The following is a 17645-nucleotide window of genomic DNA, read 5'->3' on the forward strand; positions in this document are numbered from 1 at the left end:
GGAATATTCGGGATGCCTCGAGAGATTTCAACCTGCAGGGTGTTTGAGGTGGCACGTTAGTTGAGGGTTCTAGCCTTTAGCGATCTCCACGGCAATGTTGATGTTTTGAAAATGCTTGCGAAAAGGCTGGAAGGAGAGAATTTTGACTACATGTTGATCGCGGGTGATTTAACCAATGCAGATTTAATCAGTGATCCAGAGAGTGTTTTGAAACAGGTGTATGAGGTTTTCCACTTAATTGAGAGTTTAGAGATCCCTTACTATTTCGTATGGGGGATTCCATTCAGGGAATTAACAATAGTGCTTTCGTTAGCTCTGAGAAAGGCTTCCAAGGATCACCCCCGTATGAAAGCGTATTCAAGAAAGGAGTACCAGGATTTGTTAAGGATAGGTAAGGAGACGGAATCACTGATTTCCTCCCTCAAGCACGGCAAGTGCTTGGAGCACGGCAGGGTTGAAAGCCTCGGCAAGTATAAGATAACATCGACGCCTCAACTGGTCGATGGTAAAACAGTGTTCCTCGTACACCATTTCAAGAAGCTTACAAACGCGTTGATCCAAATAGAAGGGCATGTCCACTATGGTCAAAAACTCAACAACTACCTGAACCTGGGCTTCCTATACAGGGATGACTCCCATGGGGCTAAGCCAATGATTGGTTGCTACTGGGTTTTAAAGTTTGATAAGACAGGCGTCAATGCTGAATGGGTTAACATGGGCGAGAATTTGAAAGAATATAAGTGCCCCCGTCATCCGGAACAAGGGGTCTTCTACATACCTGTTAACTGGAAAAAATGCCCAGTATGCTACGACCCGAGGAAGAACAAGGAGCTGTTGCGGAGTAAGGGCTTGCATTGAAGCGCTGTAACCCATTGAGCACGTGTTGAACTATATGGTTTTAATGGGCCCGCGGGGATTTGAACCCCGGTCCTCCGCCGTGTGAGGGCGGCGTCCATACCAGGCTAGACGACGGGCCCTCTAATAGTTTAAAGAGAGTGTTGTGTTGTTTATAAGTTTTTCACCGAGGTTGAGGAAGGATTGGGTTGAAAAAAGCTTGGGTTTAGATGTCGAACTTCAAGTAGACAGGTATCTCGTCCCAGTAGAAGTAGACTGTTGCGTTGACGTTTAGCCAACCTGAAGTCGTAACAGGGTATTTCATCACTGCTGAGAGAGGTAGTATGTAGGATGCCTGCGGGGTCTCGCCCGTGTATGTTATTGTTGCCGTAAACCTGTACCTGCCCGAGCTGGTCAATGGGGTTCCAAGGCTCACTGATAGTCCAAGCTCGGAAACATCTTCAACATAATATGTTTCACCGGTTAATGGTGACGTGTAGACTCCTTCCCCAGTGTAGTACACCACGTCAGGCTGGAACTGGCTTGGAGCGTTGATGATGACCGTGTAGTGTATCTTGCCGGCCGCGGGGTTGTGGATCTTCACCGATGACATTGTAAGCGGGGTCAGGGTCACAGTGAAGGGCTCAACGTATTCTGCTCCCCTGAACTGTATGTTCCTCACAACAAGCCTGTATATTCCAGGACCGGACATCGGGCTAACAATAACTGACAACCCTGGGGCCACGCTATCCCAGAATCTTGTCGGGTTGTAGCTGCTTCCACCGGCTGGGTCCCTTGTCAGCTCAGCAGCCAGCTGTAGACCAGGCGCCTTGAACTCATATACTAGCGAGGTTTCATCGTCAACCATGTAGTACGTGTAAGGCCCGTAGAAGTGTACGTCCAGGTTGCTGGCATAGTTTTCATTGTTAAAGGTTGGCCAAGTCACCTGTATGCCGAGCCCCCATATGTTCTTAAAGGTTGGAGGCACGACAACCTTGAACACTCTCCAATCTCCTGACTCATACCTCCACGTGTAGTCGAATGCTCCTCTCAGATACGTGTTCTTCCTCGGGGTTAGCTCCTCGACAGGGTTTAACACGATCGGCCTGGTCCCTCTCAGCTCTATTGGCACGAAGAATGAGATCGGTACAAGGTATCTCAGACTCTTTGTCTTCTCAACAACCACGATGTAGCCGCTGTAGAAGCCAGGGGTTGACGGGCCCTTAACGGTAACCGTGACCGTTCTCTCGCCACCGGATAGTATGAACCTTGAGGGGCTAACAGTCACGGCATCCCAGCTCTGATACTTGTACCCTACAACCCTCACCTTCACGGGGAGGGTGCCCCTGTAGGTTGCGCCTGATACTCCAAGCCTCATAACCAGATACCTTGGATACTGTGTAGGGTCGACCCCCATCAGCTCCCTTGCAAGGTTTTCAATCTCGGCAATGCTTCCCTCTAGGTCTCCATACTGAATCCTGAGCGCGTTGGCCCTCCTAATATCGTACATCATTCTAGCGGTTTCACTCCAGGAGAATACGCCGTCCGCGTTCCCATCTATCCAGTAGGCGAGCTCAGCTATCGATGTCCCAATCCGCAGGCTGTAAGCTCCTGCCCTGCCACCGGCTTCAAAGTACTCGTACGGGTATATGACCTCGATCTCAAAGTAGTCGTAGGTTTTTAAAGCCTCTATGTCAAGCACTAAGTGTCCATACCTTGTAGCTGCTGTTACGCTGAAGTTTAGCTGATCACCGTTGCACGCGGTGATTACGGTTGGATCGAGCACACCGAGCGTTATATCACAAATCCCTGTAGTGTTAACCTGTTTCAAAACCATGGGATAGATCTCGTAGCTTCCAGCACCCTTCACTGTTAACGGCCTGGTGGCTCTTGCCCCGGCCCTGACTGATGGGATGAATATTTTCGGTTCAAACCAGCTCCCTGTTAATACATCGCCATAGGTCATTAACTCATATGACAGAGCTGTCTCGCTCAACAGGTCGTTGAGAATGCTTGTTGAATAGACCAGTGGAATATTGCCATCCAGCACTGCCTTGACGGCCTTGTAAGCGTTGACGAAGCCGGCTCCCTGGGAAAGCTCGTCGAAGCCCATGTCCTGCGCGGTATTCATTAAAATGGTCTTCAACAAGTGCGGCGGCATCCTCTCACCATACTTAGCCTTGTACGCTGAAACCACTAGTGCTCCAACACCAGCGGACATCGGGGTTGCCTGGCTGGTTCCGCTGAACAGGTTGTATGCCAGCCATCCCGTGAGGTTTCTTATGCCGTAAACATTGCCTAGGGCATCCCATGTCCTGCCGACAGCCCACGCGAAAGCTCCCACAGCTACGACGTCAGGCTTCACAACACCCAGCTCGCTTGGACCCCTGTTGCTCCACGTGATAACCTGCCTGCTCGAGCCCGGCCAGAGGTAGCCGTAGAGCGGTCTGTAGGTGAACTCCGTGGCGGCTCCAACACTTATCGCGAGGGTTGAGGCAGCGGGCGATGAAACCGTGCCGTATCCTGGACCACCATTACCGGCTGCGACGAAGTGAATTGTTCCAGACGTGATTATGGTGTAGTCGAATATCACGCTAGTGGGGTCGAAGCCTGTGTTCCAGCCCCATAGGGCCCAGCCGCTCGCGCCCCAGGAATTGCTAGTGATGTCGACCTGGTGCTCCCCGATGTATGCCCAGCTCCACGTGTAGCCTTCGAAAGCTATCCACGGGTTCGCGAGCAGGTTGGGCCAGAGATATATTGATCCCTCCCCGTACGGAGTTACTATGTCGAAACCGCTGAAGAAGTATATCGCTGTTGCCACGGTCCCGTAGTAGAGGCCTGGGGCGGCTCCAAGCTTTACTGCTGGAGCCTGGCCCGCAATGCTTCTAACCCCGTAGCCTGTTTGCGCGTAGATGCCCCTGCCTGCAGCAGTGTTCGCGCAGTATGTTCCATGGCTGTTGTAATCGTATTCTAAAACCACGTAGTCTCCTTCAGGGTCCAGACCTGGCCATATAAAGGCTACCGGCTCGCCCCTCCATATCTCAGGTATTGATAAAATCTCGGTGGTTTGGTAACCATTGAGCGGTGGGAGCGGGAGGACATAATTCCTCCAGATGCCAATCTTGTCTAAGAGTATAGCGAAGGCTGCATCGTAAACGCCTCCTGCAAGCGTTCCAATAGAGTAGTCTGTTAAGCCATCACCATCGAGATCTCTTGCTATCACCTCGTTCCCGTATCTAATTGGTTCCTCGTCGGCGAAGGAGAAGTCGGGGGTTAAGCCTAGGGTTCCCGGTATGTTCACGCTACAGGGGCTTGGAGCCAGGGCCTGCCTTAACAGGTAGAGAGCGGTGGTAGTGTCAGCGTATAAGGTGTCATAGGATCCGTCGCCATCACTGTCTACCACTATAATCGGCACTGTGTAGTAAATGGTTGTTGAAGTGCCTGCGACCGAGGTTGTCATGTACTGGAGCATTAATCCAAACTTCACAGGCCCATAACGGGTTATGTTACCAATATACCATGTTGAGTTAGCGAGCCATGGAACCCATATGTTCGCGGATCTACACCCCGACACCCTGACCCACAGCTGGTTGGTCCACTTCCAAACATAGTATGGAGGCTGGAACACGTATAGCTCTGAAGCGTTTACGTAAATGTATCCTTCTCCCACATCCTGGCCTGCAACCGGTGTTAAGACTAGTCCGAGACTGCTCACGTCCAGGATTAACGGGAGACCAGTCTTTTTGTCCCTGGCTATTGAGTCTAAGCCAAGCCCGGGTGATCCGAAGTCGACACCCGTGTCTATGATTGCGAGCGTAACCTCTTCTCCAGTGATGCCGTAGGTTGCCCATGTATCCAGCGCGCCCGTTATGTTCAAGGTGTAGTGATAGCTGCTGTAGTCAAAGGCTTCTAAACCCCCGGTTTGAGCCGGCTCCTCTGCCAAGAGCTCCTGAATCGCCCTTGCCTCCTTATTTATCAAAGCATCAATCCTGACATCGGGTAGGATAGCTAGCACTCCAGGCGTCCTGGATAAGGGCTCAACCTGATCCCTGGTAACAATCGCGAAGATCACGTTGTACAGGTGTGTGGGGAATGCTCCTAGTAACCCTGCTGTTTTTCCTTTTAAAACGCTGATAGGTGTTGCTTTATCCAACACTATTATGACTCTGCCTGTCTCCCTACCCTCGTTCACAAGCGTGAAAGGCTCTTCGGGAGCGTCAAAGGATAACAGGCTTGGATCCTCAGCATATGCTCCAATACTCCAGAATGAGTCATCGTTGAGGAACGGGCTTACGAATGCTTTACCGAAGCCAGACCTAGCTGCTACCGACTCAGATGTCACAGGAGTAGCTACAGGGATGATTAACCCGGTTAAGAGTAGGATAGATATTAGTACAAGTATTTTCTTCATACATATCCCTCTGAATACCCACCAAGTATATAGTTAGTGGGTTCTGCAATATTTAAGTCTTCCTAGGAACGCTGGGATTTGCTTTACATTCTCCCTTGCTGAAAAGCTTTTTAAATCCAATTGTGAATAGTTGGGCGTGGGTTCGTGTTCGAGGTTCAGGTTGTAAACAGGAAGTATGCTCATCACATCCTAACTCTTTTAAGGAATAAGGATTCCTCGCAGATAGAGTTCAGGAAAGGCCTCGTCAAGCTAGGCAGGATCCTTGGAATGGAGATAGCCGAGGACATGGAGACTGAGGAAGCGGTTGTTGAGACACCGCTTGGCGTTAAGGTTAAAGGGATCAGGATTAAGGACATGGATAACACGATAATCGTCACTGTCTTAAGGGCTGCATGGCCTTTGACGGAGGGACTTATAAAAGTCTTCTACAATGCTAGGCAGGGCGTTATCGCTGCGAAAAGAGTTGAGGAGAAGGGAATGCAGAACTATGAGTTCGAAATAGATGTTTCATATGTTAAAATGCCCTCTGTAACCTCTAACGATGTAGTGATTATAAGTGACGTCATGGTTGCAACAGGCTCCACGCTTGCAAGAATTCTTGAGGAGGTTGTGAAGAAGGGGAGGGCTAAGAAGTATTATATTGCATCAGTTCTCTCAACACCTGTAGCGGTGGCAAAGCTCAGGGATAAGGCGGACGAGCTCGGCGTGGATTTGAAAATGTACGCTATATGGATAGATCCCGAGGTGAATCAGAAAGGTTACATAGTGCCAGGGCTCGGGGACGCTGGCGACAGGGCTTTCGGATCCTAGGTTATACCTTGAAAAGCTCGCTCAAATAGTTGTTGTCCAGTTTTTTATACTTCTCCAAGCTTCCCACGTCGAACCAGTCCCCGCTGTAAACGTAGCCGTAAATTTTCGAACCCCTCATGATCAACCACGGTACCAGGTCTCCCATGAAGTCGAAGTCTAATCCGAGATCCTTCTCCAACTCGTCGTCAAGCACCCTTGTCTCGAGAACGCCTACGCCTATGGTGGCATTGATATCTAAATCAGGCTTTTCCCTCATCCCTATTATTGAGAAATCGTTGCCAAGAGTAGCCACGCCAACTGGCACCTTGTACTTCTTAGTAACCACTAATGTTAAATCGCCCCCCTTATCCTGATGGTAGCGGAGCAGGTCTTCAACGTTCAGAGGTGCCAGTATGTCTCCATACCATATTATGGCCGTGCCTGTGAATAATCCTTCCCTGTATGCTTTAAGTATTGAGCCGCCTGTGTTGGTATACCCGTCTGGCTCGTCGATAGAGTATTTGATTTCAACGTTGAAGCGTGATCCGTCTCCGAAGTAGTTTTGAATATACTTCCACCGATAGTTAACCAGGAAGATGAACTTTTTCACGCCGAATCTGCTAAGCCATCTGACAATGTATTCAAGAACAGGTTTCTCGTCAACACCTATTGGGATCATGGGTTTCGGAACAACCTCGGTGTAAGGATGGAAGCGTGTGCCCATCCCGCCTGCCAATACTACAGCAGTCACTCCCTGGGTCAAAGGTCTTCAGCCCATGGTTTGATATCGTTATTCAATTATATAAAACCTAAACATGCTTTACAGCTAGCTTATGAAACATTCTCCTGTAAACAGCGAGGAGGATGATGCCTCTCGCATACACGTCGAGGAACATTGCCAGCCAAGGACCGATCACGCCCAGGGGTTTTGAGAGAAGTATTGAAGGAGCCACTCTGAACAGGTAGAGGGAGGCGGTGTTGACTAGGAAGGGTATTTTAGTGTTTCCAGCCCCTCTTATCGCTCCTCCAACAACCATTGAGAGACCGAGCCCGAGCTCGCTAAGCCCTGCGATAAGCAGGTACGTGGCCGCTAATCCTGCGATCTCCTCGTCAGGCGAGAAAGGGGTTACCAGAACCCTGCCGCCAGCCGCAACCACGAGCCCCAGCAACCCCATGGTCAATGCCCCTAGCTTTATTGTTTCAAACCCTACTTTATGAGCCTCGTCAACCCTTCCTTCCCCGATCTTCTGCCCTACAAGCGTCGAAGCTGTTGTAGCGAACGCGAAGCCTGGCATATAGATGAGGCTTTCAATCCTCAGCCCTATGTTATGGGCTGCCATGACCCGGGGGCTGATTCGAGAGATAACGCCTGCGTAAACATTGTTACCCAGGGAGAAGACTAGTCTTTCAAGGAATGCCGGGGCTCCAAGGCTGATTATTTTTGTGAAAAAGCTGTTGCCATTGCGTAGAGCGGGTTTGAGACCTAGTTTGCCGAGGTAGTGGAGCTGCAACGGGATCGTGAAAACACTGGATATTACCGTAGCGTACGCAGCACCGGCAATGCCTAGCCTAGGGAAGCCGAGGTAGCCGTATATGAGCAAGGGGTCGAGGATTATGTTAGCGGTTAAACCGAGCGTGTTCACCAGCAGGGTTATCTTAGTCCTGGCTGTAGCTATTATCGCGGTGTCGAAACACATTGAGAAATAGAAGACCGGGAGACCGGCTACTCGTATTAAAAGATATGTTAGTGCGTTATCATAGACGGTGCCCGATAATCCTGACTGAACCGCTAGAAAGACTGGGGATGCTAGATAGTACGCTATTGTCACTAGGAGGATTGTAAAGCCCCCTTTCACGCAAACCTCGCCGATTACTCCGCGAGCCTTCTCTCTCAGACCAGCACCGATGGATTGGGATACAAGAATCATTAAAGGAGCTTGGAATAGTGCGAAAACCACGGTGTAAAGCCATAGAATATAGCCTGCTACTCCAACCCCTGCGAGGGCTTCCTCGCCGAGACCGGATACAAAGTAGGTGTCTGCTAGTGAGTAGAGACTGGAGACGGTTTCCACGAGGACCAAGGGTATCGTGGTTTTCAAAGCCCTGACCAGGTATGCCTCCGTAGCCGGATCCCTGGCTTTAATCTCCAGGTTTTCCTCTCCTCGCGCCAACAGCCGATCCCATTTAGCACAGTTATCGCTGGACTAGTTTAAAAGAAAAACTTATACGTAACTGGCAATATAATATATAAGCACTATTTAGAAATAACTGTGAAGCATGATTAAACCTCGCAAGCCTTGCACTGTTTTTATGGCTTGCCTATGGGGGTGGTTTCATTGGGTTTTGGACTCAGCACACGCCTCATCGAAGCTAGGAAAGCCTTCATCGCTTCAGCCCTTCTCAGTTTGTCAGGAGTGATTATTGAGGGGCTTGCCCTCACTGTTTATTCGAGCGTTATTCTCTTAACAGACTTCTTCCACTGGACTCTCGACACTATTGTCGAGTTTATCATGCTTTTCTCAATCTACTATGCTAGCAGGGTTGGTAAAAAATTTCCATGGAGCATTTTGATAGTCGAGTTTTCCACAAGCCTTCTCGTAATGATTGTTCTCCTAGCCTTCTACGGATGGGTCATGCTGGACTATGTTAACAACCTGGTAGTGACTTACGAGGTATCAACAACAGACCCGTGGATCTCGCTCGTAACCATTGCCGGCGGCTTCATAACCTTTACAGCGTTCCTTATTCAGCGCAGGAATTTCAGGAGATATGGACTCGAGATTTTAAGGATTGACTATACTCATGCGTTAATGGACACGCTATCCTCGTTCTTTGCAACTGTTGGCGTGGTGGCAACCGCCTTGACCAGGAGTCACTCGCTGGAGATACTGTTCACAATAATCCTGCTGGTTTTCATAATCCACAGCGTGCTGGAACTGTTCAAGGATAGCTTTAAAGTATTGAGCGGTACCAACGTGGATCCAGAGTTAACGAGCAGGATCACGCTGGCCTTGGAGAAGGAGTTATACGGGGTTAGGTTGAAAACGGTGGAGGCTAGGAAGATCGGTTCATTCTACATTGTAAGCGTTGACGTATTCCTAGATCCGGAGATGCCAATATACAAGGCTCACGCTGTTAAAAGGAAAATAGTCAGGCTTGCCCGTAAGGAGTCGGAGCTCATCTACCATGTTGATGTGAGAATGTTCCCTGATCCCTTGCTGAGGAAAAGCGGGGGGAGGAAAGCGCCTAAGTAATTCCTCCCAGCCCCGTGGGTCCCAGGATCCCGCTTATCAGCCCGTTGATAATTATAGATCCAGCGTACATGGCTGCACCTGTTATTATCAGCATGATACATAAGTAGTAGTATATCGCGTATTTTGACCCCGGGTTAACCGAGTAAACGGCTAAGGTATCCGCGATCGTTATCATAAGCATGATCAGGTTTGTAACCAGGGATACGTCCTGAGGGGAGACGTTGAAGAAGCCTATAATCCCAGCATACTCGCCCGGGATGCTTTCCGCGAAGCTTGCTATAACGCTGGTGAAAATGTTTATGAAGCTTCCGACAAACATAAGCAGGATTATCACGATCAAATGCATGAGGTAAAGAGTTATCTCGAAAGTTTTGAAAACCTGGACGTAGCTCGCCCTGAGCCTGAACAGTTCGTTGACATGGTCGGAGAGAAGAGCTCCCGCCTCCCCTAGGTCTCCGCCGGTTTCAACAGTATCTATGAAGATGTGAGTACCTCTTGATACCATCTCGCTCGAAGACTCATCCGCGAACAAGCTCCAGGCAATCCTTGGGTCAACCCTGTTTAGAAGCCTTGCGTAAACTCTTTTAAGGAGATTTCTAAGCTTTCCTAATTCAGCTATAAGGAGCGGTTTAAGAGATTCGATCATGTTTGGGAGAACAGCAAGGTGTTCTCCAAAGCTTCTTATGAATGCAGGGAAAAACATGTCGTACTCGGTTATTCTTCCCTCATGAACCTTCACGAGGATGGCGGCAGGGAGCAGGGACACACCGGTCAGCATAAGGCTGAGGGCAACGTATTCAACATTGAAAATATTCAGTGAAACCACGAGGTAGACTGCTATTATTGCAAAAACGAATAAGCCGGTTAAACCTAGTAGCGAGATTAGCATTACGAATCCGGTTTTCTTTCTAGGCTTAGACTCGAACAACGGTTTTCTCACGAACACGTAGAGGAGTAGGGCCATACTTATCAACGCGAAACCTACTCCTAGAACACCCGTGGTGATTAGCTCGGAGACGTTGCCGAAGATCATGCCGAGCAACATAAGGTTTGCAAGCATGAACGTTAATGCACCTAGGAGCGTGGTGTAAACTCCGAGAACAACTCTTAACGTGTCTATCATTCTATTGTAGGATGCCTTGTATTCTGCGAACAACGTGTTATACTCTATTCGCAAATACTCTTTAATATCCCCGCCTGTTGCAACAATGGCTGAGAGCCGCTGGAGAAGCATTTCATCAACCTTTGAGGGAGTCTCCCGCGCAACAAGCTTGAGGGCTTCGGGAGCGCTGTAACCCCAGTTTTTAATCAAGCCTCTCAGCTTATGGAACATCCCAGAGTACTTCTTCTTATAGAATGGTGTTTCACCCACTTTTCCGAAAAGCGTTGTTAAAGGAGGATTACCTGTTACCAAACATCTTAAATGGACTAGGATGAATATTAGATCATCTGAAACAGGGACTATGCCTATTCTTTTCAGAATATTGAAGTAGTAGATGAGGAGGAAGGAGCCCAGTATGACAAATCCTCCTAGGATTATGTTTACATAGTAGGGTATTGTTGTAACTATGTAGTATACTGCTATAGAGTCTGCAATAGCTATGGCGATAGTTGACCACTTGTTAGTAACTGCTTTGAAAACAAAACTCCTCAAGTACTCTGAAAGCTTCTCCTTAATGCTGGTGAACAACTTTCTTTTGCTCAACTAGAATAACTCCCCCTTGTAAAGCCTCTTATAAGCTTCCTCCAAACCTAGCTCGTATGTTTTAATAACTGCCTTGTAAACATCATTGTAGTCTAAAACATTCTTCTCAACCAAGAGCCTTAGGAACCTGGCTCTTAACTCCAGCTCCTCGTAAACTAGTTTAATATCTCTTCTCGAAATACCTCTCATGACAGCTATCTTCTCCTCTAACAGGTAGCTCGAACCTCTTCCAGCAAACCTGTGAACATCTGTTGTAGGATCCCAGTTGAAAACCGGTATGGCTGCTATAGAGTCCGACCTAGGGTCGTACCCTATTATCTCGTTTATCGTGATCATTCTACGAACTAGCATTCCCCGCTTATCGTACACTGATGACTGGAACCAGGCAATGTTTAAAGTATCTAGATTTGTCTTCGGGACGCTTATAGGCGGGTTGGTCAGCCTCTGCAACAACCTCTCCAAGTTTGCTGCGTGGAATGTTGAGAGCACGGGATGGCCGGTCTGCATTGCTTGGAAAGCAATATTGCCCTCGGCGCCCCTGATCTCTCCAACAATGATGTAGTTTGGACGCTGACGGAGGGCAGCTTTGAGGAGATCGAACATTGTGACACTGCTCTCCTGCTTTCCAGTGTCCCTTGTAAGCTCCCTAACCCAGTTCTTGTGAGGTAGGACTACTTCTGCGGTATCCTCAATAGACACAATCTTGTAATTAGGCCTTATGAAGACGGCGAGCGCGTTTAAAGCGGTTGTCTTACCGCTCGCGGTTTCACCACATATGAAAGCGCTCATTCCTTCTGCAAGCATCATCCACATGTAGGCTGCGGCGTACTCGTTGAAAGTATTCCACTTTATCAGCTGGGTAATGCTAATGGGCGTTTTAGCTACTTTACGAATAGTGAAGTTGCTTCCGAAAAGACTGACATCCGTGCCGTACACGATGTTTATTCTGCTCCCATCAGGCAGGGTTGCGTCGACAACGGGGCGCGCTCTCGATATGGGCTTTCCTATCTTCTCGCCTAGTTTAATTATGAACTCATCTAGTTCATCCTCGCTTTGAAAGCCTACATTTGTCTCCAGGGATCCGAATATCTTGTGCACAACGTATATGTTTCCTAAACCCTTAGCGCTTATATCCTCTAGGTAAGGGTCTCTGAGGAATGGTTCTATTATTCCAACCCCTATTTTATCCCTTATCAAATGATATTTCACGTAATCAGCATCGTCTTTGTAAACGGGTATTCTGGGGAAGCCTGGTTTTACAGTTGCATAGTTAACTGGTTTATCCTTTATGTCTAAAACATCTTCAAGAAGCTCCAGCAGGATCTTCTTCCTTTCCTCTGCGGATTCTAAAGCGTGCTCCGGCTTAATCTTCAGGGCTAAGGCCTCTTCAATAGCTTTCAACACGTTGGACGGGGGCCGCGGGGGCTCGATGGAAACATACTGGTTGTACCCTGTAACTGTTTTAACCAGGTTTGTGACGTGTATGAAAACTCCGCCCCCTACAGGGTACACTATGTTGATCCTGGACCACATCTTCATGTCTCCAGTGGGCCTATCAACAAACCTCGGTTCCTCCCCATGTTGTTTTCCAAAAGACTCCATATACGTTAGAAGGTAAGCTGGTTTCTCGCCGAAATCAGGCTCCTTAACCGCCCTTTCCTTCTTCCTGCCCTTTACCTTTAACAATTGGAACCTGGACATGTTCCCACCCTAGACTTTCGCAAGAGCCATTGGGACGAGTTTAATACCGAATGCAGGGTCGACGTCGAAAGTTATAGTGTTCTCGAAAACAGTTGGAACCCCCTTTAGTTTTATAATGTTCATTACTTTAAGAGCCCTGCCACCCATTTCAACATTTTTTAATTCTATGTAGCCGTCCGCTATGGCTTTCAGCCCAGCGTGCAGCGACTCCGAGAGCCCTTCTGGATGGATCGTCAGAATTATCAGCTTGCCTTTATCAACAATTTTCTTAACCACAGTAAGGAAGTTTGCAATATCTTCTCTCTTAGAACCCTTCACGAGGATGCTGAAAGAATCTATTACGAACACATCGTATTTGTCAATGTTGGAAACCATGTGTTTAAGGGTTAGGAAGAGCAGGTCCTTGCTGGTCGAGGTAACCCATTTAACCCTTGGAATCTGGGTCGAGTAAACCACTAACTGACCCCGCAAATACTCGTCGAGAACGTCGAATCCGACATTAATCATCCCTCTAACGTATCCTATAGTGGTTGTTTCAGTGGTCACCACCGTTACTTTCAACCCGCTCTTTAAAGAACCATAAGCAAACTGTTGGACGAGAACAGATTTACCAGTACCATGTCCCCCCTCGATAACTATCAGTGCTGGAAACGGTAGCCCCCCAGCCATTTTCGTGTCGAGCTCTTCATTCCCGGTAGTGATCATTCTAACCCTGAGCATTAGCAAACACCCATTTAGAGTCGGAGGAGCCGTAATGCGTTGTGAACACTATTCTGAGAGGCTTTTCAACACTTAAATCGTTTATGTGAGCAAGGACTCTTATCTCTCCCAACTCCCCGCGATCTATTAGAGAGTGCTCCGTGAAGCTTACACTGTAGTTTTCGACCAGGAAAACCTTTTCAACAAGCCAGTCGGAAGGATACGAGAGCCTTATAGATTTAAGCAATCCATCAGTAGAGAAGTACTCTATGATTAAATCGCATTCTTCTAGCTTATAAACAGGGTTGGGACCACTGTTTTCTACAAGAATCTCAGCCTCCAAAGCCCCGTCTCTGTAGTTGACGATAGCTTGCTTGATGAAAACCCTGCTCATCTTTCTTAACGAGTCTTCCTGAGCTTCTCTTACAGCGTTGACGATTAATGAGAGCGAGGTGGTTAAGACCCCCGTTACGGACAGGGCTACCATTAGCAGTAATACGATAGCGGTGAAACCCGGTATAATGATCTCGGAGGGCATCGGGAACCCTCATCCAACAGTATACACTGTCGAATAACCATTAGACAGCACCATCTTCACCTCTAGCGGAGGCGTGTAGGATCCCGGCAGCGTTATCTGGAACAGTACTGTCTCCCCTTTCTCGAACACCCCGTTTTGCATCCCGTACTCTACAACCTCTACTGTTCCACCCCTTGTTGAGAAGTAAAAGGTTTTGCCGGAGTAATCTGTTACAATGAAGTCAATGTTTCCGAGATCGCTGTATACTACATCCCCGGTGTTTTTAGCATACAAGTATACGGTGCTTGCCTGCCTATCCAGTGATCCATGTATAATGGTTACGCTCAACCTATAGGAATCTGATTTGCTCTTAATACTATTCGAGATTACGTTTAAGACAGTGTTAATCTGGCCTATGACTACGGCTGCGAAGAGGGAAGCCATTAACACTGCGACGATTGTCAAAATCGCGTGTGTTATTGTTGTTGATTCTCCCATTTATCGCTAACACCCTGCGGTGACTCCTCCTTCCTCGCCCTTCTAGGGTGCTTCTCGCTCTTATTTTCCTCAGCCTCCACAGCATGCTGGCTCTTCGTCCTCTGTAACGCCAGGGTTTTCAAAACAGTCCTCATAACCTCGTCTTCAACACCTTCCTCCCTTATCCCGAGATTCTTCAGCAACATATACATTAGTAGCGTGTTCTCTTCCGGCGTTATGTTCTCCTCAAGTGATTGCTCAACAATGTTAATCGTTGTTCTCAAGATGCTTGCCTCCTCCTTCGACACTATTCTCAACTGTTCCATCAAGTCCAGTATTCTTTCAACACTTGCTTTAGGATAGAGCTTCCTAACCTCGTAGATCATTTTCATAAGGTTGATCGTCTGCTTGAGACTTATACTTGTAAAAGCCTCCCTCTCCTCTCTTACAACCCTACCAGCTTCGCTTAGGATGTCTACAAGCTCCTCAAAACCCTTCCCACTAGGCTTTAACTGTTTTTCAACCGGCTTCTCAGCTCTTCCCGGCTCAGCCGAGGGTCCAGGTGCTCCGCCAACCCCAGCCGGGGTTACCGCTACCTGCTCAGCTCTATGCTGAGTTGGCTCCACCTCCTCCTTAGGCTTATAGTAGCTGTATGGTCCTGTTAGATCTGCTAGTACTGCTTTTATCTCAGCCACGGCGCTCCTAAGCTCTGAGACCGCGTTTTTCAAATCTTTCAACTCCTTACCAATATCTAGCTCCTGGGACAACTCAGTCTCACCTCCCGGAATGACACGGGGTTCAACCCTATACACGTACGCACTTTTAACGTAGTGGGAGAGAATTCTCCTCGTGAACAACCTGCAAAACCAGCAGTCGCAGGGCCAGATCTTGTTGAGAGCTGTCTGAGCTTCAAGCACATACCTCCAGCCCCCTTTCAGTAAAGTAAGATGGATTCCTTAACGCGAGAACGGAATCCACGATGACGTGTAGAATGTAGGCTGCCACTGGAAGAATGGAGAACCCAAGGGCAACTGCCAGCCCAATCCCTGTTAAACCAGGTACAACCGTTATTATCCACTGCGAGGCTAGGATGAAGCCACTCAGCAAACCGGTAAACATGCAAGCCGAGCACATGAAAACCATTTTCAAACCCCTCCTCAAAACACTTTGCTTAAAACATGAAGCCATGAAACCACCCGGGAAAGAGGGTAAGGGGTTAAAAAAAGGTTTAGATTCAACCTGATCACCCTAGGTTCACGAATTCGTCCTCTGTGAGGGTTGGAGGTATTGTTCTCTCAACTATTAGCGGTGCTCCCTGCAACGGCCTGATCTCGACCGTGAACTTCTGGTATTGGGTTAGACCTGTAGGTAGTCCGATGACCACTATGAACTTCTCGCCCGGTTCCAGCACATAGTCAGCATCTCCCTGTACAATGTATATCTCTGCAACCGGCGTAGTAGTTGCTGAGGGCTGCAGAGTGGATAGGTCAACAGGCGCGGTTGCTTGCGTGGGATCGTTGCCCATGTTTATCTTACTGTATGCTCCGGTTGGGAGGTTGATGACTATGTCTATCTTATCGCTCGAGAAGTCTACAGCCAGTTGCCCCGGTGAAACCTTCAATGGTATGTAGATGTATGTCACCTCAGGGCCGGTTTCAACGTATCCCAATACTGACCCATCGACCTCTAGTGCTGTTGTAGCCTCGTTTAATCCTTGCTGCATTACTTCTTTGCTCTTCTGGGTTGTGTACATTCCCATGTTTATTACTACGAAGGCTAGTGCGGCCGCGACTATTACGAAGGCTATGAGAACGATCGCGGCCTCAATGCCCACGATACCCTTCTTCGCCATACAGGCTTCACCACGGGGATCTCTCCCCAACGTTATTTAAAACCCTCACCCAGAATTCGCCCAGCCGGCGACGCTGAAGCATAAAGCAGGGAATCGGCAAGCCGGCGAATCTACGAGGTTTTTCACCGATTAAGCGAACATGGTTTTTAAGGTTGACGTAAAGGATTAAGTTGGTGCCGGCTTTGGAGAAGGCGTTGGCATGGGAGAGCCTCAGCGCCGTGGTCGACGGTGTTGTGGTTAAATCCGTATTGATAGCAGGTTTTTCGGAGGGAATCCTGGCTTACTGGCCGCCAAGCCTGGAGGAGTCAGTTTTAAACATTTTCAACAAGCTCTACATCCAGGTTCCAGGCCACGCTTATCTTGTTCTTTACAGTTTAAGGCTTGGCAAGAAGTTTCTCGTCATTTTAAACGAGGAGAGATTGCTTGCTCTCGAAATTGATAAGAGGGTTAATGGTGAGAAAATGGGGGAGAGGTTGCTGAGGGCTTTGAAAAGATTGGATAGGCTATTCGGCATCGATGAAACCCAATCTGGCGAACACTAGGTTTAACCCTATAATGAGCACTGAGGTCCCTATTCCAATTGCGAGAGGGATGAAAGTTTCAAGCAGTATTGACATAGTAATGGTTCCTGCCACGAGGACTCCTAGGAAAGTGTTCAACTTGCCCGAAATTTCCCTAGCCCAGGGGCTCCCAGTTAAGACAACTAATAACCTGTAAATGGGGTTTTCCTGGAAGACTTTGTAGTGAGGGGTCTTCTTTAAGACTTCTACCCCCTGCTTGTCAAGCATTAATACGTCTTTTCCCTTGTGCTTTGCTATCTTGAAAAACCGGGTCGGATTTCTAGTGAAGGATTCTAGTATAATATTGATATTCCTACCCCCATCTATTACGAGCCTAGAGGCTTCTTCCAGTATTAAGTAACCCTTCCTCGATAAGCCTGCGTGAACTATTAACCTGTAGAGGTTGATCGACGTTACCAACTCTTTTGAAATGTTCAACCTAACAGGCGTGTCTAAAACCTCGTCAGAGTCCCTAATAGGTGAGAGGAGCTCTAGAAGCTTCTTTACAAAACTCTTCCCCTGGTCGCTCAATCCCACGTATAGCTCTCCGTTTTTCTCTAACTTGGTGATTAATCCTTTCTTCTCCAATTTTCTCAGAGAGTCTAGTATTGACTTCCTGGTGTCTCCTACTACCCTCGCAACCTCTCCTACCGAGACGAGATCAGGTTGCTCCGCTAACCAGAGAATAATGGTGAACTGGTTGTTAGCCCTGGAGAAGTCGACAATGCTGTCTAAGTCTTATAACAGCAATAGTTTCGCTGAGACCTCCTTGCTTGCGGCTACTGCCATCTAATCCCTTAGTATTAATCCTCAATGGGAGATGTTTTAAACCAAAGGATATTATAG

17 protein-coding genes and 1 tRNA gene are annotated in these 17645 nt (G+C 48.1%); 5 read left to right on the forward strand and 13 right to left on the reverse strand.

Going from position 1 to position 17645, the window contains the following annotated elements; all coding sequences use genetic code 11:
• Nucleotides 1–60: 60 nt before the first annotated feature.
• Entirely contained in the window at nucleotides 61–858 is a 798-nt protein-coding gene (locus IMZ38_RS03825) for a metallophosphoesterase family protein (protein ID WP_193436827.1), read from the forward strand.
• Between the two features lie 44 nt (nucleotides 859–902).
• Here the strand turns inward: IMZ38_RS03825 and IMZ38_RS03830 are convergent.
• A tRNA-Val gene (locus IMZ38_RS03830) sits at nucleotides 903–977 on the reverse strand.
• An 83-nt stretch (nucleotides 978–1060) separates the two neighbouring features.
• Nucleotides 1061–5245 carry a S8 family serine peptidase gene (locus tag IMZ38_RS03835; protein WP_193436828.1) on the reverse strand — a complete coding sequence of 1395 codons (4185 nt, stop codon included), beginning with the start codon at nucleotides 5243–5245 and terminating at the stop codon, nucleotides 1061–1063.
• A gap of 144 nt (nucleotides 5246–5389) precedes the next feature.
• Between IMZ38_RS03835 and upp the strand changes: the two genes are divergently transcribed.
• On the forward strand, nucleotides 5390–6055 hold the full coding sequence (upp, locus tag IMZ38_RS03840) for a uracil phosphoribosyltransferase (RefSeq protein WP_193436829.1): 666 nt from the start codon (nucleotides 5390–5392) through the stop codon (nucleotides 6053–6055).
• Nucleotide 6056: 1 nt separating this feature from the next.
• Here the strand turns inward: upp and IMZ38_RS03845 are convergent, their stop codons facing one another.
• Both IMZ38_RS03845 and IMZ38_RS03850 read right to left on the reverse strand, forming a co-directional pair.
• Nucleotides 6057–6785 carry a nucleotidyltransferase family protein gene (locus IMZ38_RS03845; protein ID WP_227410931.1) on the reverse strand — a complete coding sequence of 243 codons (729 nt, stop codon included), beginning with the start codon at nucleotides 6783–6785 and terminating at the stop codon, nucleotides 6057–6059.
• A 58-nt stretch (nucleotides 6786–6843) separates the two neighbouring features.
• Nucleotides 6844–8205, reverse strand: coding sequence for an MATE family efflux transporter (locus tag IMZ38_RS03850; protein ID WP_227410932.1), 1362 nt, complete (start codon nucleotides 8203–8205; stop codon nucleotides 6844–6846).
• 165 nt (nucleotides 8206–8370) lie between these two features.
• Here IMZ38_RS03850 and IMZ38_RS03855 point away from each other — a divergent pair, with 165 nt between their 5' ends.
• Nucleotides 8371–9288 carry a cation diffusion facilitator family transporter gene (locus IMZ38_RS03855; RefSeq protein ID WP_193436831.1) on the forward strand — a complete coding sequence of 306 codons (918 nt, stop codon included), beginning with the start codon at nucleotides 8371–8373 and terminating at the stop codon, nucleotides 9286–9288.
• Here the strand turns inward: IMZ38_RS03855 and IMZ38_RS03860 are convergent.
• The 8 genes from IMZ38_RS03860 to IMZ38_RS03895 are packed head-to-tail and all read right to left on the reverse strand — an operon-like array spanning nucleotide 9281 to nucleotide 16239.
• A complete protein-coding gene (locus tag IMZ38_RS03860; RefSeq protein ID WP_193436832.1) occupies nucleotides 9281–10993 on the reverse strand; it encodes a type II secretion system F family protein in 1713 nt (570 codons plus the stop codon). The two genes, IMZ38_RS03855 and IMZ38_RS03860, sit on opposite strands and share 8 nt — an antisense overlap.
• Nucleotides 10994–12694, reverse strand: coding sequence for a type II/IV secretion system ATPase subunit (locus IMZ38_RS03865; RefSeq protein WP_193436833.1), 1701 nt, complete (start codon nucleotides 12692–12694; stop codon nucleotides 10994–10996).
• Between the two features lie 9 nt (nucleotides 12695–12703).
• Nucleotides 12704–13414, reverse strand: coding sequence for an ATPase domain-containing protein (locus IMZ38_RS03870; protein WP_193435605.1), 711 nt, complete (start codon nucleotides 13412–13414; stop codon nucleotides 12704–12706).
• Complete coding sequence (locus IMZ38_RS03875) at nucleotides 13401–13931, reverse strand: type II secretion system protein (protein WP_193435606.1); 531 nt, start codon at nucleotides 13929–13931, stop codon at nucleotides 13401–13403. The genes IMZ38_RS03870 and IMZ38_RS03875 overlap by 14 nt, the downstream gene beginning before the upstream one ends.
• A 9-nt stretch (nucleotides 13932–13940) precedes the next feature.
• A complete protein-coding gene (locus IMZ38_RS03880) occupies nucleotides 13941–14408 on the reverse strand; it encodes a flagellin (RefSeq protein ID WP_193435607.1) in 468 nt (155 codons plus the stop codon).
• A complete protein-coding gene (locus IMZ38_RS03885) occupies nucleotides 14387–15304 on the reverse strand; it encodes a hypothetical protein (RefSeq protein WP_193435608.1) in 918 nt (305 codons plus the stop codon). Before IMZ38_RS03885 ends, IMZ38_RS03880 begins: the two co-directional genes overlap by 22 nt.
• A complete protein-coding gene (locus IMZ38_RS03890) occupies nucleotides 15297–15575 on the reverse strand; it encodes a hypothetical protein (RefSeq protein WP_193435609.1) in 279 nt (92 codons plus the stop codon). The genes IMZ38_RS03885 and IMZ38_RS03890 overlap by 8 nt, the downstream gene beginning before the upstream one ends.
• Before the next feature lie 55 nt (nucleotides 15576–15630).
• Entirely contained in the window at nucleotides 15631–16239 is a 609-nt protein-coding gene (locus IMZ38_RS03895; protein WP_193435610.1) for an archaellin/type IV pilin N-terminal domain-containing protein, read from the reverse strand.
• A gap of 170 nt (nucleotides 16240–16409) precedes the next feature.
• Here IMZ38_RS03895 and IMZ38_RS03900 point away from each other — a divergent pair, with 170 nt between their 5' ends.
• A complete protein-coding gene (locus IMZ38_RS03900) occupies nucleotides 16410–16781 on the forward strand; it encodes a hypothetical protein (RefSeq protein WP_193435611.1) in 372 nt (123 codons plus the stop codon).
• On the opposite strand, the gene IMZ38_RS03905 is transcribed toward IMZ38_RS03900, so the two are convergent.
• Complete coding sequence (locus tag IMZ38_RS03905) at nucleotides 16743–17387, reverse strand: hypothetical protein (protein ID WP_193435612.1); 645 nt, start codon at nucleotides 17385–17387, stop codon at nucleotides 16743–16745. The two genes, IMZ38_RS03900 and IMZ38_RS03905, sit on opposite strands and share 39 nt — an antisense overlap.
• 31 nt (nucleotides 17388–17418) lie before the next feature.
• Here IMZ38_RS03905 and IMZ38_RS03910 point away from each other — a divergent pair, with 31 nt between their 5' ends.
• Nucleotides 17419–17592: a hypothetical protein gene (locus IMZ38_RS03910; RefSeq protein ID WP_193435613.1), complete on the forward strand. Its 174-nt coding sequence runs from the start codon at nucleotides 17419–17421 to the stop codon at nucleotides 17590–17592.
• Nucleotides 17593–17645: the final 53 nt, after the last annotated feature.

It is taken from the genome of Thermosphaera aggregans (genome assembly GCF_014962245.1).
Classification (GTDB): domain Archaea; phylum Thermoproteota; class Thermoprotei_A; order Sulfolobales; family Desulfurococcaceae; genus Thermosphaera; species Thermosphaera chiliense.

Excerpts from the sequence above, each read along its gene's own strand:
- IMZ38_RS03835 (WP_193436828.1), bottom strand. The coding sequence starts at position 5,245 with ATGAAGAAAATACTTGTACTAATATCTATCCTACTCTTAACCGGGTTA.
- IMZ38_RS03865 (WP_193436833.1), bottom strand. The coding sequence starts at position 12,694 with ATGTCCAGGTTCCAATTGTTAAAGGTAAAGGGCAGGAAGAAGGAAAGG.
- IMZ38_RS03870 (WP_193435605.1), bottom strand. The coding sequence starts at position 13,414 with ATGCTCAGGGTTAGAATGATCACTACCGGGAATGAAGAGCTCGACACG.
- IMZ38_RS03875 (WP_193435606.1), bottom strand. The coding sequence starts at position 13,931 with ATGCCCTCCGAGATCATTATACCGGGTTTCACCGCTATCGTATTACTG.
- IMZ38_RS03880 (WP_193435607.1), bottom strand. The coding sequence starts at position 14,408 with ATGGGAGAATCAACAACAATAACACACGCGATTTTGACAATCGTCGCA.
- IMZ38_RS03890 (WP_193435609.1), bottom strand. The coding sequence starts at position 15,575 with ATGGCTTCATGTTTTAAGCAAAGTGTTTTGAGGAGGGGTTTGAAAATG.
- IMZ38_RS03895 (WP_193435610.1), bottom strand. The coding sequence starts at position 16,239 with ATGGCGAAGAAGGGTATCGTGGGCATTGAGGCCGCGATCGTTCTCATA.